The sequence below is a fragment of the Enterobacter cloacae complex sp. ECL72 genome, assembly GCF_019056635.1.
GTDB lineage: Bacteria > Pseudomonadota > Gammaproteobacteria > Enterobacterales > Enterobacteriaceae > Enterobacter > Enterobacter hormaechei_C.
This window is the reverse complement of record NZ_CP077659.1, coordinates 207901-230237: the sequence shown is the minus strand read 5'-3', so window position 1 is coordinate 230237 and position 22337 is coordinate 207901. Positions and strand designations below refer to the sequence as shown.

Genomic DNA, 22337 nt, shown 5'->3' with positions numbered 1-22337 from the left:
GCCATGATTGATTCGCCCCGCGTCTGTGTTCAGGTTCAAAGCGTCTACATTGAGTCCCAATCCACACCGGATGAAGAACGTTTTGTCTTTGCTTATACCGTAACCATTCGCAATCTGGGGCGGATGCCTGTGCAACTGCTCGGGCGCTACTGGCTTATCACCAACGGCAATGGCCGTGAAATTGAAGTCCAGGGCGAAGGCGTGGTCGGTGAACAACCCCATATCGCCCCTGGCGAAGAGTATCAGTACACCAGCGGCGCGGTAATTGAAACGCCGCTGGGTACCATGCAGGGCCATTATGAAATGGTCGATGCCGACGGCAATGCTTTCCGCATTGCTATTCCCGTATTCCGTCTCGCCGTACCTACACTTATTCATTAATCTAATGTCTACATATCTGATTGGCGACGTTCACGGTTGCTACGATGAACTGATCGCATTATTAAAACAGGTCGACTTCACCCCCGGGCAGGACACGCTCTGGCTGACGGGCGACTTAGTGGCGCGCGGTCCCGGTTCCCTGGACGTCCTCCGCTATGTCAAATCGCTGGGTGACAGCGTGCGCATGGTGCTGGGCAACCACGATCTGCATCTGCTGGCCGTATACGCCGGGATCAGCCGTAATAAGCCGAAAGATCGCATTACCCCCCTGCTGGAAGCACCGGATGCCGATGAGTTGCTCAACTGGCTGCGTCGCCAGCCGCTGCTACAGATTGACGAAGAGAAAAAGCTGGTGATGGCGCATGCCGGCATCACGCCTCAGTGGGATCTTGAGACGGCAAAAACCTGCGCGCGCGACGCCGAAGCGGTGCTGGCGAGCGACTCCTATCCGTTCTTCCTGGATGCGATGTATGGCGACATGCCGAATAACTGGAGTGATGACCTCAGCGGCCTGGCGCGACTGCGTTTTATCACCAATGCTTTTACGCGGATGCGCTACTGCTTCCCGAACGGGCAACTGGATATGTATTGCAAAGATACGCCTGAAAATGCCCCTGCGCCGCTTAAGCCATGGTTTGCGATTCCGGGCCCCGTGACAAACGAATACAGTGTGGTATTTGGACACTGGGCATCGCTGGAAGGAAAAGGCACCCCGGAAAATATCTATGCGCTGGATACCGGATGCTGCTGGGGCGGGGATTTAACCTGCTTACGCTGGGAAGATAAAACTTACTTTGTGCAGCCATCCAACCGACAGCTGGACTTAGGCGAGGGTGAGGCAGTCGCCTCCTGAAGATATTTATCCTCTCCCTTCGGGGAGAGGATAAAACCGTTAACGACGTTCCAGAATTTCGAAGCAGTAGCTGTGTGAGTTCTGCGCATCCGCATCGTGAAACTCACTGAATACGGACTCCCACTCGTCCGGATCGTAATCCGGGAAATGGGTATCCCCTTCCACTTCCGCATCAATGTGCGTCAGATACAGTTTCTGCGCTTTTGGCAGGAACTGCTCATACACACGCCCCCCGCCGATCACCATGATCTCTTCGGCATCGCCGCAGGCGGCAATGGCTTCATCTACGGACTTAACCCACTGAACGCGATCGTCAGTGCCCGGCTGGCTACTGATCACAATATTCTTACGACCCGGCAGCGGACGACCAATCGACTCCCAGGTCAGGCGGCCCATCACTACCGGCTTGTTTAACGTAGTACGTTTAAACCATGCGAGATCGGCAGGCAGGTTCCACGGCATGGCGTTTTCCATGCCGATAACGCGGTCTACCGCCAGCGCTGCAATCAGACTGATCATTGAAAATTTCCCGGATGCAAAAAATTGCCGCCACTATACGGAAAGCTTAATCTTTCGTCGACTGGCGGCAGGGTAAAGAATTAGAAATTTTTTAATATTGCTGGCAACTCCACTTCACGCAGAGGGTTTACTCTCCGGTTCATCCGCAGGATCACCAGTATGCTTGCCCTCTTCCGTTCCTTGCCAGCCGTGGCGCTGAACCAGCGACAGATGATTACGATCCTCGTTGATGATCTCCGTCAGCATGGTGCTGGTGCGTTTAAACACCGCAGCGCGTTCGGTTGCCGTACTGCTCGCCATCGCCACCATCTCTTCCACCATCTCATGATTAAAACGGCGGAACAGATCGGCACGCTCACGTGCCTCATACGCGCCAAGCCCCAGGCTTTCCAGCGCCATGCGGCCAGATTTGAGCGCCCCTTCGAAGGTTTCACGTTCAGGGGCTGCCACACCCGCCTGACGCAGCTGGATGTAGTGATCCACATCGCGCGCACGGGAGATAATGGTCAGATGCGGAAAATGCTCTTTGACCAGCTCAACCATCTGCATACTGGTCTCTGGATCGTCAATGGCATTAATCAACACCTCGGCTTTCGCCGCCCCGGCGGATTCCAGCAGATCGACGCGGGTCGCATCACCGTAAAACACTTTCATATCGAATTTACGCAGCGTATCGACATGGTCAGGATCGTGATCGAGAATGACCATTTTGACACCGCTGGAGAGCAGTAAACGGCCAGTAATCTGCCCGAAGCGGCCAAATCCGGCGATGATCACCCGCGGCTGCTCCTCGTCGATCTCATCGGCTTCTCGCTCCTGTTCGCTTCCCGTTTTCTCCAGACGCGTCAGCAGCACCAGCAGGATCGGCGTTGCGGCCATCGACAGCGCAACCGCCAGCGTCAGCGCTTTTGCCCATTCCGGATCAAGTACATTTGCCATCTGCGCTGCGCCAAAGACAACGAAAGCAAACTCACTCCCCTGCCCCAGCAGCACGGCAAACCAGCGGCGTTGCGGTTTTGGCACATTTAACGGGCGGGCAATCAGCCACAGCATCGCCATTTTAATGACCAGGAAACCCACCAGCAGAATGATGATGCGCAGCGGATGGGTTACCAGCGTCCCGAAGTCGATAGACATCCCGACGCCGATGAAAAACAGCCCCAGCAGCAATCCTTTAAACGGCTCGATATCGCTTTCCAGCGCGTGACGGTATTCGGAGCTTGCCAGTAAGACCCCCGCGAGGAAGGCGCCCATTGCCATCGACAGCCCGGCCTCTTCCAGCAGCAATCCAAAACCAAACACCAGGAATAACGCAACGGCGCTGAATACTTCGCGCAGGCCAGAGCGAGCAACAAAGCGCAGCAGCGGACGCGTTACGTAGCGACCAAGCAGAACAACCAGCGCCAGCGCACCGGCAACCTTCAGCGCTGATAAGGCAAATGCTCCCAGCGTCGTTGATGCGCCGCTGGCTGCCAGCAGCGGGATCATCGCCACCAGCGGGATGGCGGCAATATCCTGGAACAACAGTACGGAGAAGGTGCTGCGCCCCATTTGCGACACCGTCAGATTACGCTCGTTCATTGCCTGCATGGCAATCGCCGTCGAGGAGAGCGCCAGCGTCATGCCGATCAGCTCTGCGACTTTCCACTCCATCCCCAGCAGAATGCAGAACCCGCCCAACAGCAGACCGCAGGCCAGCATTTGCAGGGCGCCTCCGCCAAACACCGAGGCGCGCAGTTTCCACAGCCGCTGCGGATCCAGCTCCAGACCAATCACAAACAGCATCAGCACCACGCCGATCTCCGCAAAATGCAGGATCGACTCGGCATCCGTCACCAGCCGAAAGCCCCAGGGGCCAATCACACACCCGGCAATCAGATAGCCGAGCACCGAGCCCAGCCCCAGACGAACCGCCACGGGCACAATTAATGCCGCCGCGCCGAGGTAAATCAGCGCCTGTATCAGCGTATGGCTATCCATTGTGCGTCTCCTGCCACTCAAGTAAACGTTGTTTGTAGTGACGAGCCTGCGCCTGCAAGGTTTCATCGTCGCAGACAAAGGTACAGTGCATCGCAAAAGGCGGAAGCCAGTTCAGACCGCAGTAAAAGGCAGTAGCCTGGAGCGGCTGCGCCAGCACGTCAAATCCGGGGAAGGCGCCAATCTCAAAGTGGCTTTCCCCCCCGCCGGTGGTAACAGCCCACATCAGGCTTTTGCCCTGAAGCGCGTTGCCGTTGTGTCCATATGCCCAACCGTGGGAGAAAACTTTGTCGATCCACAATTTCAGCAGCGGAGGCGTGCTGTACCACTGCATCGGATGCTGCCAGACGATCAGATCGGCACGGGAGAGCGCCTCCTGTTCGGCGGCGACATCGATATTGAAATCAGGATAGAGTTGATAGAGGGAACGTATCTCTACGTTTTCAAGCGTCCTTGCCTGCTCAAGCATCCGCTTATTCGCATGCGAGTGCTGCGGATAGGGGTGCGCATAAATTATCAGAATCATGTATATGCCCGTCTTTTACTTTTCTTGTAGCAATGAGTGTAGACAGTTACCACCCCGACTTAAAGGGGTCATCTTACGCTTCAAAGTAAATCGCAAGTATTGGCAATCATCACCACCTTAACAGCGATTACGGCGCTAAAGAAAGAAAACGACGCGTACGACAAATTCATGCCGCAAAATAATAGTAACAACTCATATTGCCAACAGATATTTTTAGAGGACCTTAAGTCATTCTTTAATAAAACAGTCTGTACATAACCCATTGAAAAAATAATAATTTTACGCTCTTTGTTTTGAGCTCATTATTTAGGCGATCGATATACGTTTCACACACGTGTCGAATATTCCTTCTCACTCAAATGGATGTGTACATGAGCAACAAACCCTCCCAATTAAATAATACAACCAAAACTCTGGGAAAGATATTTCCTGCCTTGTTGATATGCACCCCTGCGGTTGCGTTTTCTGCAACGATTGACCAATCAACTTCTGTTCCTCAAGATTTCTCAGCCGATGCTGAATATGTTATTAATAAAGACGTGACGATATCTTCCGCAGATAGTGAAGCGGCGGTATCTGTCACTGGGTTTACTATCAATAATATCACTAACGAAGGGAATATTTCCGGTAGGGAAACTGGCCTGGATATAAATACTGCCGCGCAACGTGTTGTGGTGAATAACGAGGAAGGTGCCGCCATCACATCGAAATCGGCTACAGCTATTAGTATTGAATCAATGCAAGGTGAAATTAGCAACCGTGGGAATATAACCGCTTTTGAGGATGGTATATTCGTTAGTGAAAACTCATCGGCTGTAAGTATTTCAAATAGCACAACCGGAGTTATTAAAGGTAAAACTGGCCTGAACGCACTTGCAGGCGTTGCCATTAATAATGCGGGTACGATCACTGGCACAGCGAATGATGGAATCGCTCTGAGCGAGGGTAACACTAAGGTCATAAATACTGGTAACGTGCAGGGTGCGCAATACGGTTTTAATGTAACGAATAATGCAAAAGTAGATATCACGAATAGCGGAACGATTAGTGGTGATACAGCCGCTGTTATGTTTGCCAGCAATAAAAATAACACCCTGGTGCTTGATACGGGTTCCACTCTTATCGGTGACGTTATTTCCACCAATTCCACGGGAAACACTCTCACCCTGATCGGCACCGGTACGGAAGACAGTAACTTTGTGGGTCTGAACGAAGGCGACGGTTTTGCCAGTATAAAAATGATGGGCGAAAATTGGGCGCTGTCGGGCGATCTCGATATTATTGGCTCTGGCGATTCCTTGCTGATAGACACGGGCGCGTTAACCCTGTCAGGCGCGGTATCGAATACCGGTAATACACGGGTGGCCAAAGATGCTTCGTTGCAACTGGGCGATGGCGAAAAAACCGCGACCCTCAGCGGTGGGCTCACCAACAACGGTACCGTCATTTTTAACCAGGGAAGCGATTTCACTTTCGCCACCGACATGACCGGTAGCGGTAACGTCGAAAAAGTTGATTCCAACACCCTGACCCTGACGGGCAAAAATAGCTATACAGGGGATACGGTTCTGCACGGCGGCACCACGCTGGTCTCCACCGGCGCAACGCTCGGCGTCAAGGGCAGTAACGCCACCGTTACCGTTGAAAATGGCGCGACCTTTGCCACCGCAGGCGAAGTGAACAACAACATCGCGGTTCTTAGCGGCGGTACGCTGGCGGCATGGAATGCAGTCCAGGGTAACTCCACGCTCAGCGCTTCCGGCGTCGATACCATCAACGGCAACGTGACTAATGGCGGCACGCTGTTACTCAGTGCGGCTAATAAGAGCGTTGGCAATAATTTTACGATTAATGGCGACTACACCGGCTCTGACGGTAGCCAGATCGTGATGATCAGCACCCTGGGTGAAGATAATTCACCAACTGATCACCTCACTATTACGGGTAGCAGCTTCGGTCAGTCTGGCATCAGCATCACCAACATTGGCGGCGCAGGCGCGCAAACCATTAACGGTATGGAAATTGTCAGCATCGGCGGCAGTTCCGAAGCCCAACTGACGCTGGCAAAACCGGTCGTTGCAGGCGCCTGGGAATATAGCCTCTACCAGCACAGTGACGGCAACTGGTATCTGGAATCAAAGGCGACGCCTTCTGATGAGCCTTCCGACGACACCGATGACGGTGGCAATACTGATGATGGCGATAACACCGACAACGGCGGCAACACCGATGATGGTGGCAACACCGACAATGGCGGTAACACCGATAACGGTGGCAACACCGATGATGGTGGCAACACCGACAACGGCGGCAACACCGATAACGGCGGCAGCACCGATAACGGCGGCAGCACCGATAACGGCGGCAGCACCGATAACGGCGGCAACACTGACAACGGCGGTAACAATGCTCCGGAAGTCATGGCACCTGAAGTGGGTGCTTACTTAGGTAACTACCTTGCCGCACAGGGCATGTTCCTGCATAAGCGTGACGATCGCGACCAGATCACCTTCCGCAATGAAGACGACCTGAACACCTGGATGTACGTTAAGGGTCGCTATCACGAGAACGATGCGGGTGGCGATAAAGTCAGCTACGACACCACCACCACCGTACTGCAAGTCGGCAGCGATTTCATGAGCAAGCCAATGGATAACGGTATCCTGCGTGCTGGCGGGATGTTCGGTGCAGGCCAGGCGAAGACCCACTCTGATGCGAAGCACAACGTACGTGACGCACAGGGTAAGGTTGATGGCTTCAATGTTGGGCTGTACGCCACCTGGCAGGAAGATCAGAAATTACGTCTGGGCAGCTACGTTGATACCTGGGCCGCTTACAGCTGGTACAACAACAACGTCACCAGCAATCGCAACGATGAAGACTACGATAGTGAAGGTTTCGCCGCGTCTGTTGAAGTCGGCCACGCGTGGATAATCCAGTCTGAAAATGAACGCACCTGGAAGATCGAGCCGCAGGCGCAGGTGATTTACAGCTATCTCGATCAGGAAAATCATACCGATCGCGACGGCGTACGCGTCACTACCCTGGACAATGACAGCGTCTTTGGTCGTCTCGGCGTTAAAGCAAGCTACTTCCAGCAGAAGGACGTCAAGGCCTGGCAGCCGTACGTTGCGGTTAACTGGTTGAAAGGTGCTGGTCAAAACGATCTGGCATTCAACGACGAGACCGTCAGCAACGATACGCCGGAAGATCGTGGTCAGTTAGAGTTGGGCTTAACCGGCAACCTGAACGAAACCACGACGATCTCCCTTCGTGCCAGCGGCGAGTGGGGTGAAAACAGCTATGCCGCCTACGGCGGTCATATTTTGTTAAACCATCGCTGGTAATCGATCATCCTGAAGCAAAAAAGCAGTGGCATGTGCCACTGCTTTTTTTTAGTTATCCAGCTCGCCCATTGATTTAACCTGGTCACGGTTAATCTGTTCAGTTTGACCGGTTTCGGCGTTTTTGTACGATACCAGACCGGTATCGTCATCCACCTGCGGTTTCCCGTCAGTAACAATCGTTTTGCCATCGGTGGTTTTTACGGCCTGATTGGACGAACAGCCCGCCACGGTGAACATTGCGGTGGCAGCCAGAACGGAAGCGATCAGTAGTTTATTTTGCATGGTGTATTCCCCTGCTCTCAGTTGAATTTTCGTTATCGACCTAACTATTTTAGGCTAACTGACTGAAAGCGGATGAAAAACCAGAAGGTTCTTAAGATGGGAAAATTGCCCGGTAACCGGATGGCACCGGGCAATGTGTGTTACTTGCTAATCTGAGCGTGCATTTCCTGCACCGAAATCACCTTCTCGGTGGCATCCGCATTCAGCGCCATGGCCGTCGCGAAACCGCCGTTCAGGGTGGTGTCGTAATGCACTTTGTACTGGAGCGCGCTGCGGCGAATCAGTTTGGAGTCTTCAATCGCCTGGCGACCTGCGGTGGTGTTAATGATGTAGGTGTACTCGCCATTCTTAATGCGGTCCTGAATGTGCGGACGACCTTCATGCACTTTGTTCACCAGACGCGGGTTGATACCCGCTTCACCCAACACAATCGCCGTACCGTGAGTGGCGTCCAGCTCGAAGCCCTGTTTCAGCAGCTTGGCAGCCAGGTCAACCACGCGCTCTTTATCGCCTTCGCGAACGGAGAGCAGCGCACGGCCAGATTTTCTCATGGTGGAGCTACTGCCCAGCTGCGCTTTCGCAAACGCTTCTGCGAAGGTACGGCCAACGCCCATCACTTCCCCGGTAGAGCGCATCTCTGGCCCTAACAGCGGGTCAACGCCCGGGAATTTATTGAACGGCAGTACCACCTCTTTCACCGAGTAGTAAGGCGGGATAATTTCTTTCGTGACGCCCTGCTGAGCCAGCGTCTGGCCAGCCATCACGCGCGCCGCCACTTTCGCCAGCGGAATACCGGTCGCTTTGGAGACGAACGGTACGGTACGCGCCGCACGCGGGTTGACTTCAATCAGATAGACTTCGTTGTCTTTTACCGCGAACTGAACGTTCATCAGGCCGCGAACCTGAAGCTCGAAGGCCAGCTTCTGCACCTGCTGGCGCATTACGTCCTGAATCTCCTGGCTCAGGGTGTACGCTGGCAGAGAACAGGCGGAGTCACCGGAGTGCACGCCCGCCTGCTCGATGTGCTCCATGATGCCGCCAATCAGCACCCTTTCGCCGTCGCAGATGGCATCCACGTCGACTTCAACCGCGTCGTCGAGGAAGCGGTCGAGCAGCACTGGCGCATCGTTGGAAACGCTCACCGCCGTCTGGAAGTAGCGACGCAGGTCCGCTTCGTCGTAGACGATTTCCATCGCGCGGCCGCCCAGTACGTAGGATGGACGCACCACCAGCGGGTAGCCGATCTCTTTCGCTTTCTCAACGGCCATTTCAATTGCGGTCACGGTGGCGTTCGCCGGCTGTTTCAGTTTGAGACGGTCAACCGCCTGCTGGAAACGCTCGCGGTCTTCCGCACGGTCAATCGCATCCGGGCTGGTGCCGATAACCGGCACACCTGCTGCTTCCAGCGCGCGCGCCAGCTTCAGCGGAGTCTGGCCGCCGTACTGCACGATCACGCCTTTTGGCTTCTCGATGCGCACGATTTCCAGCACGTCTTCCAGGGTGACCGGCTCGAAGTAGAGGCGGTCGGAAGTGTCGTAGTCGGTCGAGACGGTTTCCGGGTTACAGTTGACCATAATGGTCTCGTAACCGTCTTCGCGCAGCGCCAGTGAGGCGTGTACGCAGCAGTAGTCAAACTCGATGCCCTGGCCGATACGGTTTGGACCGCCGCCCAGCACCATAATCTTGTCGCGGTCGACGGACGGGTTCGCTTCGCACTCCTCTTCATAGGTGGAGTACATGTATGCGGTATCGGTCGAGAATTCAGCCGCACAGGTGTCCACGCGCTTGTAGACCGGGTGCAGGTCGTACTGGTCGCGCAGCTTGCGGATTTCCGCTTCACGCACGCCCGCCAGCTTAGCCAGACGCGCATCGGCGAAGCCTTTACGCTTCAGCATGCGCAGGAAGTCTGCGTCCAGGCCGTTGATGCCCAGCTCCGCCACTTTCTCTTCCAGGCGCACCAGCTCTTCAATCTGCACTAGGAACCAGCGGTCAATGTTAGTCAGGTTAAATACGCCGTCGACGGACAGGCCCGCGCGGAAGGCATCGGCGATGTACCAGATACGCTCTGCGCCCGCGTCTTTCAGCTCGCGGCGGATTTTGGTCAGCGCTTCCGGGTCGTCCAGGCTGACTTTCGGGTCAAAGCCGGTCGCGCCCACTTCCAGGCCGCGCAGTGCTTTTTGCAGGGATTCCTGCTGCGTGCGGCCAATCGCCATGACTTCACCAACGGATTTCATCTGGGTAGTCAGACGGTCGTTGGCACCGACGAATTTCTCGAAGTTAAAGCGTGGAATTTTGGTCACAACGTAGTCGATGGACGGTTCGAAGGACGCTGGCGTGCGGCCGCCGGTGATATCGTTCATCAGCTCGTCAAGGGTGTAACCCACCGCCAGTTTCGCCGCCACTTTCGCAATCGGGAAGCCGGTGGCTTTGGAGGCCAGTGCGGAGGAACGGGACACGCGCGGGTTCATTTCGATAACAATCAGACGGCCGGTTTTCGGGTTCACCGAGAACTGCACGTTAGAGCCGCCGGTTTCCACGCCGATTTCACGCAGTACCGCCATCGAGGCGTTACGCATGATTTGGTACTCTTTGTCGGTCAGCGTCTGAGCTGGCGCAACGGTGATGGAGTCGCCGGTGTGGATCCCCATCGCGTCGAAGTTTTCGATGGAGCAGACGATGATGCAGTTGTCGTTTTTATCACGCACCACTTCCATCTCGTACTCTTTCCAGCCAATCAGCGATTCATCAATCAGCAGCTCTTTGGTTGGGGAGAGATCCAGGCCGCGCTCGCAAATTTCTTCAAACTCTTCGCGGTTGTAGGCAATACCGCCGCCGGTGCCGCCCATGGTGAAGGAAGGACGGATGATGCACGGATAACCCACTTCAGCCGCAACGGCCAGCGCTTCTTCCATATTGTGCGCGATACCGGAACGTGCGGTATCAAGGCCAATTTTTTTCATTGCCACGTCGAAGCGGCGACGGTCTTCTGCTTTATCAATCGCGTCGGCGGTCGCACCGATCATGGTCACGCCGAACTCTTCCAGCACGCCCTGACGCTCCAGCTCCAGCGCACAGTTCAGCGCCGTCTGGCCGCCCATGGTCGGCAGCACCGCGTCCGGACGCTCTTTCTCGATAATTTTGCGTACCACTTCCCAGTGAATCGGCTCGATGTAGGTCGCATCCGCCATTTCCGGGTCGGTCATGATGGTGGCCGGGTTAGAGTTTACCAGGATGACACGGTAACCCTCTTCACGCAGGGCTTTACACGCCTGCGCGCCGGAGTAGTCGAATTCGCAGGCCTGGCCGATGACAATCGGGCCAGCGCCAAGGATCAGGATGCTTTTTATGTCTGTACGTTTTGGCATGGTCTTCTCAGCTCCTGATTATTTAGCGGTCTTACGGTATTGCTCGATAAGTTCGATGAAGTGATCGAACAGCGGCGCGGCATCGTGTGGGCCCGGGCTGGCTTCAGGGTGGCCCTGGAAGCTGAACGCAGGCTTATCGGTGCGATGGATACCCTGCAAGGTACCATCGAACAGTGACTTATGCGTCACGCGCAGGTTAGCTGGCATCGTCGCTTCATCCACAGCGAAGCCGTGGTTCTGCGCGGTGATCATCACCGTGTTGTTGTCGATATCTTTCACCGGGTGGTTACCACCGTGGTGGCCAAACTTCATCTTGACGGTGTTCGCTCCGCTCGCCAGCGCCAGCAGCTGATGGCCGAGACAGATGCCGAATACTGGGATGTCGGTTTCAAGGAAGGACTTGATGGCGTCGATAGCGTAGTCGCACGGCGCCGGGTCGCCAGGACCGTTAGAGAGGAAGATGCCGTCCGGGTTCATCTTCAGAACATCTTCAGCAGAGGTTTTCGCCGGAACCACCGTCAGGCGGCAGCCACGGTCAACCAGCATACGCAGGATGTTGCGCTTGGCGCCAAAATCGTAGGCCACCACGTGGAACGGCAGCTCGCTTTCCGGTTTCGCTTCCGGCAGGTCGCCTTCCAGCGTCCAGCTTCCCTGCGTCCAGCTGTAGGCTTCAGCGGTGGTCACTTCTTTCGCCAGGTCCATACCGTTCAGTCCCGGGAAGGCTTTCGCTTTTTCCAGCGCCAGCGTCGCATCGAGGTTATCCCCTGCGATGATACAACCGTTTTGTGCACCCTTCTCGCGCAGCAGACGCGTCAGCTTACGGGTATCGATATCGGCAATCGCCACAATGTTGTGGCGCTTCAGGTAAGAAGAGAGGTCTTCGGTGTTGCGGAAGTTGCTGGCAATCAGCGGCAGGTCGCGAATGACCAGGCCTTGCGCATGTACCTGAGAGGATTCTTCGTCAGCCGCATTGGTGCCGACATTGCCGATATGAGGATAAGTAAGAGTAACGATTTGGCGAGAATAGGAAGGATCAGTGAGGATTTCTTGATAACCGGTCATTGAAGTATTGAAAACGACTTCCCCAACCGCCGAACCCGTTGCCCCTATGGCCCGACCGATAAACTGGGTTCCGTCTTCCAGAACCAATAGCGCTGACTTAATCAAAACACCCTCCAGAGAATATTCACTCACTTTATTTGCATATTAATTCATAACCATGTCATGGATCAATGCAAATGTGTTGCCAGCGGATTTTTGGCAAACGGCGGCATTCTGGGGATTTGCCATGTAAAAGTCAACTTAAAACGGGAGTTTTGTATATTCTTTTGCAAGCCTGGCGGTCTGAAATCAGATTAAGCGGCAAAAAGATCAACTAAATCACTGTGGAAACCGCTTGCGCATGCAGTTTAATAGAAAGGAACGTCTTGCAGGAATAAAAAGTGGACCAAATGGTCAAAATTTACAGTTCAGCAACAGAAATTATTGATAAAACACTTACTTTAAATAAGTTAGACACAATAAATACCCCAAATAGACAAAATAAAAGGGCAATAAAATATTGCCCTATGCAATCAAGTAATTACGACTGCAATAACCACATCACGAAGGGTAATAATGCTTACAAATTGTTGAGTTCGAGGACATCTCGCATATCAAAAAGACCATTACGCTTACCTTTCAGCCACAATCCCGAACGTACCGCCCCGTTTGCAAATGTCATGCGGCTGGATGCTTTATGAGTGATTTCGATCCTTTCGCCAATATCGGCGAACATAGCGGTATGTTCACCGACGATATCACCCGCGCGAACGGTGGCAAACCCAATGGTGCCAGGCACGCGCTCGCCAGTGTGGCCTTCGCGAGAATAGACCGCGATGTCTTTCAAATCTTTATCCATTGCACACGCAATCGCTTCGCCCATTGCCAGCGCCGTGCCTGACGGAGCATCGACTTTGTGGCGATGGTGCGCTTCGACGATTTCAATGTCGGTGTAGTCGCCCATCACCTTCGCCGCCTTCTCCAGCAGTTTCAGCATGACGTTTACCCCCACGCTAAAGTTTGCCGCAAAGACAATCGCAATCTCAGTGGACGCATCCTGAATGGCTTGCTTACCGACCTCGTCAAAACCGGTGGTGCCAATCACCATCCCTTTACCGTGCTGACGGCAAAACGCCAGGTGAGCCAACGTGCCTTCAGGGCGGGTAAAATCGATAAACACGTCAAAGTCTTCTTTCACCGCCTCAAGGCTGCTCTGCACGGTAACGCCCGTTTGACCTGCGCCTGCCAGCTCGCCTGCATCGGCTCCCAAAAGCGATGAACCTTCACGCTCCAGCGCCGCGCCAAGCGCCACGCCATCCATCTGTAGTGCCGCCTGAATCAGCTGACGGCCCATACGTCCACCCGCGCCCGCAATGGCGACGCGGATCTGTGCATCATGCATAGTTATTCTCTTACGTTAAAATGATGTAAATCGTTTTCAGATTAACCAGCCTTTGCACAGGCTGCCACAGAAAACGCCGATAATTAGAATTTAATGATAAACAGGGTGAGATATCAGTGAAAGACATGATCGTCAGCGAAAACCGCATGATTCCCGCACCACCAGCGCAGGCGGCAGAATGATTCGTTTGGCGGGTTCGTCGTTGCCCTGTATGCGGCTGTAAAGTAACTCCCCTGCCTTACGACCAATCTCTTTCGCCGCCACCGATACGGTGGTCAATGCGGGCTGCACCAGAGCCGCTTCGGTAATATCATCGAAACCGACCAGCGCAAAATCACGTCCCGGCTCACGGCCCATCTTGCGTAAGCTTTGCATCACCCCCAGCGCCACAACATCCTGATAGCAAATCGCCGCACTGATGTGTGGATGCTCGAGAAGTAACGCCTCTGCCACGCGCGCGCCGTCGCTTTGGCTGGCGTGAGAGGTTCTGATCCAGGCAGGATTCGGCGTCACGCCGTACTCCAGCAGCTTGCTGGTAAAGCCCCCGATACGCTGCGCCCGAGAGCCCGAATTCTGGCTCCCTCCAATGAACGCAATATGCCGATGGCCCATTCTGAGCAGATGCTCCGTCGCCATCTGCGTGCCTAAGAAGTTATCCGTTCCGACAAAATCAAAATCCGGATCGTTCAGCGGGCGCACAACCATGATTGCCGGAATATTGCGCCGCTTCAGACCCTCAAAAAAGGCCTGGGGCGTTTCCCGAGCCGCACACAGCACCATACCGCCGACGTTATTACGCATCAGTGAATCAACAAATTTTTGCTGTCGCTCTGCCGATTCCTCGCTATTCGCCAGAAAAAGCATCAGCTCGTGGCGCTCCATTTCATGACTTAGCCCTGCCGTCATCTCGCTGTAAAAAGGGTTGGTGATATCGTGCAAGAGCAGCCCGACCTGGTTACTGCTGCGGTTACGTAAATTGGCTGCCGTCTGGTTATAGACATAGCCGGATTCATCCAGCGCCTTAAGCACACGTTCGCGCGTGCTTTGCGAAATGCGGCCTTTGTTGCAGAGCACCATCGAGACCGTCGCCGTTGACACGCCGGCGCGTTTCGCGACATCGGCCAGTGTAATTCCCGTCATGTTGTCTCCTTCATCATCACTACAGGTTAATCGAATAACCTGTTTTTTTGCATTTTTCCCTGTGAGACTCTTCACATTACCGCTGTTGTTCTGGATTCGATTCGCATTTATGGCGGGTTAATCGCGTTAACCACTCTTCTCAAATACGGTTAATCGAATAACCTTAAATAACGATTACGGAGGATACAATGACAACCTACGACAAATTCCCCACGGTGGCGATACAGGGTTTTGATGACAGCGCCTGGCAAGGCTGGGAAGCAATAACCCGCGTTCTTGAGTCACAAACCCAACAGCGCAGCCGCACGGTGCTGGTGATTGACTGCTATCCGGGCGTGCGCATGACCGAGCTTGAAGAGAACGTGCTGCCGCGTCTACGCCCGACGCTGGCGATCAATGCTGAACAGGCGCGACGGGATGAGTGTGCCATTCATGAGATGCTGGCGCGCAACCTCACAGACGATCGCGTCTTTGGCGTTCTCTCCTGCCACCAGCTTGGAGAGTTTTTCGATCCCGCGCGTCTGGAGGCGTTGCAGGTTCAGGTGAACCAGTGTTCCGGGGGGCTGATTGTGATCTACGGACCCGGTGCGACGCTTGTCCATCCGGGTGATGTGCTGGTGTATGCCGATCTGCCGCGCTGGGAGATCCAGCAGCGTATGCGCCGGGGTGAGACTGGGAACTGGGGCGCAGATAATCAGCAGGAAGATATGCTTCGTCGCTACAAGCGCGCCTTTTTTGTCGAATGGCGCGTCTTCGATCGCCACAAAACACCGCTGCTCAGGCGCACCGATTTTTTACTGGATACAACCCAGACGAACCAGCCCGCGATGGTCAGCGGCGAGGCCCTGCGAGCCGGGCTGAAGCAAACTACCACCCAGCCTTTCCGCGTGGCGCCCTTTTTCGATCCTGGCGTCTGGGGCGGCCAGTGGATGAAACAGCAATTCGATCTCGATCCCTCTGCACCCAATTACGCGTGGTGTTTTGACTGCGTGCCCGAGGAGAACAGCCTGTTACTGCGTTTTGGCGCAGTGCGGATCGAGATCCCCTCTCAGGATCTGGTTTTGCTTGAGCCCCGTGCTCTGCTGGGCGAGAAAGTTCACGCACGTTTCGGCGCGGAATTCCCGATCCGTTTTGACTTCCTCGACACCATGGGTGGCCAGAATCTGAGCTTCCAGGTCCACCCCATTACCGAGTACATCCAGCAACAGTTTGGGATGCACTATACCCAGGATGAGAGTTATTACATTCTGGAAGCGGAGCCGGGTGCCGTCGTCTATCTGGGGACCAAAACCGGCACAGACCCTGAGGCCATGATGGACGATCTCAGGCGCGCGGGTCGCGGTGAAAAACCGTTTGATGACGACCGCTTCGTTAATCAGATCCCGGCAAAAAAGCACGATCATTTCCTGATCCCGGCTGGGACGGTGCACTGCTCCGGCGCGGGAACCATGGTGCTGGAGATCAGCGCTACGCCGTATATTTTCACCTTCAAACTGTGGGACTGGGGCCGCCTGGGCCTGGACGGGCTGCCGCGCCCGGTACACCTGGAGCACGGTGAAAAGGTGATCGACTGGCAGCGCGACGCGCAGTGGGTTCATCAGCATCTGGTGAATCAGTTCGAACCTGTCGCGGAAGGAAACGGCTGGCGTGAAGAGCGTACTGGCCTGCACGAGCGTGAATTTATCGAAACCCGCCGCCACTGGTTTAGCGAACCCGTTTTGCACCACACCGGCGGCGGCGTGAACGTGCTGAATCTGGTAGAGGGCGACGAAGCAATTGTCGACAGCCCAACCGGTGCATTTGAGCCGTTTACCGTCCATTACGCCGAAACCTTCATCATTCCGGCAAGCGTAGGTGACTATCGCATTTCACCTTCAGCCCGTGCTTCCGGACACCCCCTCGCGACTATCAAAGCCTGGGTAAGGAGCTAACGATGATTCATTTTATTGTCGCCACTCATGGGCCGTTAGCCGCCGCGCTGCTGGAGAGCGGCCGGATGGTATACGGCGAGCTCCCCGGCGTACACGCCATTTGTCTGACCGAACAGGCGGGAATAGAGGGCTTCCGGCAGGATTTCATCTCCACACTGGAAGCGGCAAGCGTCAACGCTGACGGCGTGCTGGTGCTGTGCGACATGCAAAGCGGCACGCCGTGGAACGTGGCCTGTGAGGCCGCGTTTAACCCACATACGCAGCCGCCGGTCGCCGTGGTGGCTGGAGTCAACTTCCCGATGCTGCTGCAAACCGATGAGGTGATGATGGCTCGCGATGTTCATCAGGCTGCCGGGCAGCTTATCGAACTTACTCTGCCGACGCTGGTACAGGCGAAACCGGCAGATACTGCACAGACAGACGATTTTTAAGGAGCCGCATATGAGTATTTCTTTTGTACGCATTGACGATCGCGTGATCCACGGGCAGCTCATTACACGCTGGGCCAGGGAGCTGCCCTGCGACGGCATCGTTGCCATTGACGATGCCGTTGCGGCCGATCCGCTGTTATCGTCGGTCATGAAAGGAGCCGTATCAGATACTAAAGTGTGGCTGTTCGATACGGCAACCGCGATCGAAAAACTGCCAAAAGTGATTGCCAGCGAAAAGCGCTATTTCGTGATTGGCAAATCTCCACTCACGCTACAGCGCATTGAGCAGGCGGGCATTAGCCTGAAAAACAGCAATGGAAAAATTAACGTGGGCCCGATGAGCGCCCGGGCTAACACGATCACCATCGGCCCGAATCAATCGGTAACCCAGGATGAAGCGGCGGCGTTCGAGTGGCTGACCGGGCAGGGACACGCGATTGAATTCCGCCTGGTTCCTGATGCCAGTTTTTATACCTGGCAGGATGCCAGACAAAAGCTGAAATAAGGAGCAGATCATGATTATCGAAGCGGCTTTAATTGGCCTGCTGTGTTATCTGGGCGCACTCAGTAGTCCGTGGCTTTTAGGGCTGACGGGCGGCTGGTATCTCATCTCCCGACCGCTCATTTCCGGGATGCTGGTTGGCCTGATCCTGGGCGATATCAAAACCGGGATTATGATTGGCGTAGCGGTGCAGGCGGTGTATATCGCAATGGTGACACCCGGCGGCTCGATGCCAGCAGATTTAAACTTTGTGGCTTATCCGGCCATTGCGCTGGGAATACTTTCCGGCAAAGGACCTGAGGTTGCCGTCGCGCTGGCGGCGACTATTGGGATCGCCGGAACCATTCTCTTCAATGCGATGATGGTGCTGAACTCCTTCTGGAACCATCGTGCGGATGTGGCGCTGGAGAACGGCGACGAGCACGGGATCTACCTCAACAGCGCCATCTGGCCGCAGGCGATGAATTTTGTGCTGCGCTTTGTGCCTACCTTTATCGCCGTCTTTTTTGGCGCACAGTACATTAGCGGGTTTATGGACAGCCTGCCGCACATCGTCCTCTCCACCATGAATGTGCTGGGCGGCATCTTGCCCGCCGTCGGTATTGCCATCCTGCTTAAGCAGATCATCAAAAGCTATACCATGCTTATCTACTTTCTGGTGGGCTTCGTCTGCATCGTTTTCCTGAAACTCAATATGGTCGCGCTGGTGATCGTGGGCGCCCTGCTGGCACTGATTCATTACAACTATAAACCCGAGGCACCGCAGGCCGTGGCTTCAGCACCTGTCCCTGACGACGAGGATGAATTCTGATGGAAGAACGTAAACTCACCCGCAAGGATCTGCGCCGCTGCTGGCGAGCGTGGATGATGCACAACCTCTCCTCAATGAGCTTTGAACGCCTTGAATCCTTCGGCTTTTGCCTGAGCATGCTGCCGGTCGCAAAAAAGCTCTATCCCGACCCGGTACAACGTACCGAGATGCTGCGCCGTCACGCGTCGTTCTACAACACGGAGCCACAGATTGGCGCGATCGTTAACGGTATGGCGCTGGGGCTGGAGGAGAAAAAAGCCAACGGCGAGCCGATTGACGGTGAAACCATAAATACCCTGAAGGTAGGCTTGATGGGGCCAATTGCCGGGATCGGCGATTCGATGATCCCCGGCATGCTGATCCCGATCCTGCTTAGCATTGGGATGGCGCTGGCGGCAGGCGGAAATATCCTCGGTCCACTGTTTTATACCGTTGCCTGGCTGGCCATCATTATCCCTGGCTCCTGGTTCCTGTTTCTCAAAGGCTACCAGATGGGATCAGGCTCCGTGGAGATGCTGGTCAGCAGCAAATCTACCCGGCTACGGGAAGCGCTCTCGCTACTGGGCGTATTTGTCATGGGCGGCGTGGCGGCCAGCTACGTGAAGCTCGGCACCGGGCTGGAGTTCATCACCCGGGACGGGGTTAACATTCACGTTCAGCAGATGCTGGACGGTATTTTCCCGCAGCTGCTTCCGCTGGCGGTGGTGCTGGGGACCTGGTATCTGATGGCAAAACGCGGCGTGTCGCCGGTAAAAGCCATGATATTGCTGCTTATACTGGCAGCGCTTGGCGTGGCGTCCGGTTTGTTTGCAGGATAAGAAAACCGGGGCAATGCCCCGGCTTCTTTATGGATGGAAGTTATTCCACAGTTCTGCGACTTTATCCGGACGCGAAATAAACTGGAACCGTGCGGGGTCATCAATAAACTGCTGATAAACAGGCGCATCAGTAATGCCAAATTCCGGATAACTTCTCGGCGTAATCATCTGCAAGCGCCCTGGTCTGTAGTGACTGTTATGCTGCCAGACAATATGATTACCCTGAACTAAGGGATACCAGGCCAGACCTTTTCGCGCACGAACGGCCTCATACTCAAAGCCATATTCCCGATCGCACCACGCACCAAACGTCAGCGGCTCATTGGGCGAGGCCGAAATCGTCGCATGGCCCCATCCGGGAGGGACCAGTACCTTTTCACCCGGCCCCGCGAGTACCGCAAAACAACGTCCCGGATCGTCGTCCACATACTCCTGCATGTAGATAATCGCTTTACCCTGCCAGATTTCGTACAGCTCAGGGGGCGACCATCCGCTGTGCTGGCTAATACGGTGAACATGTCCCTGGCTGCGGACCGGCTCATCGCCAAGCGTGCCTGCCGCGTAGGTGACCACACCAAAAAGCAGCATGCGTTTTTCGAGCTCCGGCCTGTCCGCCAGACGCGCCACGTCCATCGCGATGGCATATACCTGTTCAGGCCCTTCGCAGTCCGGATTGCGCAGCGACGGGCGGATCTGATCCAGCGTTCTGATCTCCGGCATCGGCCCGGTAACATCCTCTCCGTAGCAAAAACCGAGCGGCTGACGGGTGATGGTCATATCAAGGCCATAGTTAGCCATGGCGCACCTCGTAACCTTCCCCAGAGGCAAAGATCCGCAGGGTGAAGCCCTCTGCCAGCGCCGCATAGTCGTGTCCCGCAATGCTCGGCCAGACGGCAAGGGAGGATAGCGTCTCGTTGCCAGTGTTAATCAAACGATGCGCTGTAAAAGGAGGAATAATATGCACGGAGCCAGCCGTCACCTGCTCAAGCCGCGCGTCGCCCGCCTCCGTTTGCAGCAGCAACAAGCCACATCCGCGCAGGCCAAAATAGACCTCGCCCTGTTCGCGGCGCTGATGAAAATGACCGCGAGTCATAAAGAACTCATCGCCCACGTTACCCGCACGCAGGTGAGTTACCCCAACGAAGAGTGCCCCTTCCCCTACGGGCGAGCCCAGTACGTCTACGTCATACACACTTTTTTGAGGATTGCCGCACTTCCACGCCTCGCCGTCTGCGAAGATCCCAGGAAGATCCGCAAGACGAGTCGTTTTGCGGATAAGCGGCCCGCCGGCTAGCGCGCCGGTAGCCCACGTCAACTGAGGTGGCAAAAAGATGTCTGAATTCATATCGCTCTCCGGCCCGAGGAGAACAGCAATATCATGATGGCAGATTAAACGATTAACCTAGTGATAAAAGCGTCAATATTGATGGTGAATCACAGTTAACCAGAAACAAAAATGCCGGAGGCTTTCGCCACCGGCATTTTGAAGATTGAGAGGACATTATTCCACTTCGCGGGCGTCGATTCGCAGCTCTTTCGGCACTTCGAAGACAATGTTCTCTTCACGGCCTTCCAGCGGCACCGCTTCGCCACCGCCCAGCTCTTGCAGGCGGGCAATGACGTTTTGCACCAGGATATCCGGCGCTGAAGCGCCTGCGGTAACACCGACGCAGGCCGCGTTTTTCACCCACGCTTCCTGAATGTCCGTTGCGTCGTCGATCAGAAAAGCTGCTTTCCCCATACGCTGCGCCAGTTCGGCCAGTCGGTTGGAGTTAGAGGAGTTTTTCGAGCCGACCACCAGCACCACATCCGCCTGTTCAGCCAGGGCGCGTACGGCTTCCTGACGGTTGGTGGTTGCATAGCAGATATCATCTTTGCGCGGCCCGACGATTTTCGGGAAGCGCTGGCGCAGGGCGTCAATCACGTCTGAGGTGTCGTCTACGGAAAGCGTCGTCTGGGTCATAAATGACAGACGGGCTTCGTTTTTCACGTCCAGCGTAAAGACATCTTCCGGTGACTCAACCAGATACATGCCCCCTTCCGGGTTGCTGTACTGGCCCATGGTGCCTTCAACTTCCGGGTGACCAGCGTGACCAATCAGAATTGACTCTTCACCACGACGGCTGGCGCGCGCCACTTCCATATGCACTTTTGTCACTAACGGACAGGTGGCATCGAATACGGTCAGATCGCGGCTTTTCGCCTCGTTGCGTACCGCCTGAGAGACGCCGTGCGCGGAGAAGATGAGGATTGCGCCGTCCGGCACTTCGCTGATCTGCTCGATAAAAATCGCACCGCGCTCGCGCAGGCTGTCGACCACGTAACGGTTGTGCACCACTTCGTGACGCACGTAAATCGGCGCGCCGTAAATCTCCAGCGCGTTTTCAACAATGCTGATAGCGCGGTCTACACCGGCGCAAAAGCCGCGCGGGTTAGCCAACAGGATCTGCATTTTACTCCTCCAGTGCCGGATCGATCTCCAGCACTTCGACATCAAAATGAACGGTACGCCCGGCAAGCGGATGGTTGAAATCGACGGTGATAGAATCGCCGTTGATTTCTCGGATCACGCCAGGCATTTCGCTGCCGTCCATAGCGGTAAAGAGCATAATCGCCCCGATTTCTGGTTCACCCGCATCCATAAACTCACGACGCGAGAAATACTGGATCAGGTCCGGGCTTGGCACGCCAAATGCCGCATCCGGCTCCAGCGAAAACGCTTTTTTCTCGCCCTCTTTCAGACCCAGAAGCTGCTGCTCAAGGCCTTCAGACAGGGAGGTGTCACCCAGACGAAACAGCGCCGGTTTGCCATTGTTGCGGGTGGATTCGGCCGTGGAGCCGTCATCCAGCTTCAGCGTGAAATGAACGAGAACCGCGCTGTTGCTCTGTACGGATTTAGACATGCAAATTGCTCGCTTGTTTTGGGTCACCTGTTGCCCGGTGGCGCTACGCTTACCGGGCCTACGGGGGCCACAAATTCTGTAGGCCGGGATCGCTACGCGTCACCCGGC

General features: G+C 55.2%; 20 protein-coding genes. 8 read left to right on the top strand and 12 right to left on the bottom strand.

What is annotated here, in order from left to right:
* The first annotated feature begins 3 nt into the window (after positions 1-3).
* Together apaG and apaH are read left to right on the top strand one after the other, a co-directional pair.
* Positions 4-381, top strand: a complete 378-nt coding sequence (gene apaG, locus KTH07_RS01135) for a Co2+/Mg2+ efflux protein ApaG (RefSeq protein ID WP_003856425.1) — start codon at positions 4-6, stop codon at positions 379-381.
* Positions 382-385: 4 nt separating this feature from the next.
* Complete coding sequence (gene apaH, locus KTH07_RS01130) at positions 386-1234, top strand: bis(5'-nucleosyl)-tetraphosphatase (symmetrical) ApaH (protein WP_015572649.1); 849 nt, start codon at positions 386-388, stop codon at positions 1232-1234.
* Between the two features lie 39 nt (positions 1235-1273).
* Here the strand turns inward: apaH and folA are convergent, their stop codons facing one another.
* From folA to kefF, 3 genes are all read right to left on the bottom strand, one after another.
* A complete protein-coding gene (gene folA, locus KTH07_RS01125) occupies positions 1274-1753 on the bottom strand; it encodes a type 3 dihydrofolate reductase (RefSeq protein ID WP_003856431.1) in 480 nt (159 codons plus the stop codon).
* A 114-nt stretch (positions 1754-1867) separates the two neighbouring features.
* Positions 1868-3733 (bottom strand): glutathione-regulated potassium-efflux system protein KefC, encoded by a 1866-nt coding sequence (kefC, locus tag KTH07_RS01120; RefSeq protein ID WP_023295908.1) that lies wholly within the window; start codon positions 3731-3733, stop codon positions 1868-1870.
* Complete coding sequence (kefF, locus tag KTH07_RS01115; RefSeq protein ID WP_032620894.1) at positions 3726-4256, bottom strand: glutathione-regulated potassium-efflux system oxidoreductase KefF; 531 nt, start codon at positions 4254-4256, stop codon at positions 3726-3728. The genes kefC and kefF overlap by 8 nt, the downstream gene beginning before the upstream one ends.
* Positions 4257-4627: 371 nt before the next feature.
* Here kefF and KTH07_RS01110 point away from each other — a divergent pair, with 371 nt between their 5' ends.
* Complete coding sequence (locus KTH07_RS01110; RefSeq protein WP_174570138.1) at positions 4628-7603, top strand: autotransporter outer membrane beta-barrel domain-containing protein; 2976 nt, start codon at positions 4628-4630, stop codon at positions 7601-7603.
* 48 nt (positions 7604-7651) lie between these two features.
* Here KTH07_RS01110 and KTH07_RS01105 read toward each other — a convergent pair whose 3' ends face one another.
* The 5 genes from KTH07_RS01105 to KTH07_RS01085 form a co-directional block, all read right to left on the bottom strand.
* Entirely contained in the window at positions 7652-7885 is a 234-nt protein-coding gene (locus tag KTH07_RS01105) for a YgdI/YgdR family lipoprotein (RefSeq protein WP_003856439.1), read from the bottom strand.
* A gap of 140 nt (positions 7886-8025) precedes the next feature.
* A complete protein-coding gene (gene carB, locus KTH07_RS01100) occupies positions 8026-11250 on the bottom strand; it encodes a carbamoyl-phosphate synthase large subunit (RefSeq protein WP_023295906.1) in 3225 nt (1074 codons plus the stop codon).
* A gap of 18 nt (positions 11251-11268) precedes the next feature.
* Positions 11269-12417 carry a glutamine-hydrolyzing carbamoyl-phosphate synthase small subunit gene (carA, locus tag KTH07_RS01095; RefSeq protein ID WP_023295905.1) on the bottom strand — a complete coding sequence of 383 codons (1149 nt, stop codon included), beginning with the start codon at positions 12415-12417 and terminating at the stop codon, positions 11269-11271.
* A gap of 454 nt (positions 12418-12871) precedes the next feature.
* Positions 12872-13693, bottom strand: a complete 822-nt coding sequence (dapB, locus tag KTH07_RS01090; protein WP_032620890.1) for a 4-hydroxy-tetrahydrodipicolinate reductase — start codon at positions 13691-13693, stop codon at positions 12872-12874.
* Positions 13694-13825: 132 nt separating this feature from the next.
* Complete coding sequence (locus KTH07_RS01085; protein WP_015572642.1) at positions 13826-14833, bottom strand: LacI family DNA-binding transcriptional regulator; 1008 nt, start codon at positions 14831-14833, stop codon at positions 13826-13828.
* A gap of 188 nt (positions 14834-15021) precedes the next feature.
* On the opposite strand from KTH07_RS01085, the gene KTH07_RS01080 reads away from it, so the two are divergent.
* The 5 genes from KTH07_RS01080 to KTH07_RS01060 are packed head-to-tail and all read left to right on the top strand — an operon-like array spanning position 15022 to position 19326.
* Positions 15022-16764: a class I mannose-6-phosphate isomerase gene (locus KTH07_RS01080; protein ID WP_015572641.1), complete on the top strand. Its 1743-nt coding sequence runs from the start codon at positions 15022-15024 to the stop codon at positions 16762-16764.
* Between the two features lie 2 nt (positions 16765-16766).
* The gene (locus tag KTH07_RS01075; protein WP_017383812.1) at positions 16767-17195 is read left to right on the top strand and encodes a PTS sugar transporter subunit IIA; all 429 of its coding nucleotides are present in this window, start codon (positions 16767-16769) and stop codon (positions 17193-17195) included.
* Positions 17196-17205: 10 nt separating this feature from the next.
* Positions 17206-17700: a PTS sugar transporter subunit IIB gene (locus KTH07_RS01070; RefSeq protein WP_015572639.1), complete on the top strand. Its 495-nt coding sequence runs from the start codon at positions 17206-17208 to the stop codon at positions 17698-17700.
* A 10-nt stretch (positions 17701-17710) separates the two neighbouring features.
* On the top strand, positions 17711-18508 hold the full coding sequence (locus tag KTH07_RS01065) for a PTS sugar transporter subunit IIC (protein ID WP_032620888.1): 798 nt from the start codon (positions 17711-17713) through the stop codon (positions 18506-18508).
* On the top strand, positions 18508-19326 hold the full coding sequence (locus KTH07_RS01060) for a PTS system mannose/fructose/sorbose family transporter subunit IID (RefSeq protein WP_015572637.1): 819 nt from the start codon (positions 18508-18510) through the stop codon (positions 19324-19326). The genes KTH07_RS01065 and KTH07_RS01060 overlap by 1 nt, the downstream gene beginning before the upstream one ends.
* Before the next feature lie 27 nt (positions 19327-19353).
* Here the strand turns inward: KTH07_RS01060 and KTH07_RS01055 are convergent, their stop codons facing one another.
* From KTH07_RS01055 to fkpB, 4 genes are all read right to left on the bottom strand, one after another.
* Positions 19354-20124 (bottom strand): glucose-6-phosphate isomerase family protein, encoded by a 771-nt coding sequence (locus KTH07_RS01055; RefSeq protein ID WP_015572636.1) that lies wholly within the window; start codon positions 20122-20124, stop codon positions 19354-19356.
* Positions 20117-20671: a glucose-6-phosphate isomerase family protein gene (locus tag KTH07_RS01050; protein ID WP_017383813.1), complete on the bottom strand. Its 555-nt coding sequence runs from the start codon at positions 20669-20671 to the stop codon at positions 20117-20119. Before KTH07_RS01050 ends, KTH07_RS01055 begins: the two co-directional genes overlap by 8 nt.
* 156 nt (positions 20672-20827) lie before the next feature.
* Positions 20828-21778, bottom strand: coding sequence for a 4-hydroxy-3-methylbut-2-enyl diphosphate reductase (ispH, locus tag KTH07_RS01045; RefSeq protein WP_017383814.1), 951 nt, complete (start codon positions 21776-21778; stop codon positions 20828-20830).
* A 1-nt stretch (position 21779) separates the two neighbouring features.
* Positions 21780-22229 (bottom strand): FKBP-type peptidyl-prolyl cis-trans isomerase, encoded by a 450-nt coding sequence (gene fkpB / locus KTH07_RS01040; protein ID WP_015572634.1) that lies wholly within the window; start codon positions 22227-22229, stop codon positions 21780-21782.
* Positions 22230-22337: the final 108 nt, after the last annotated feature.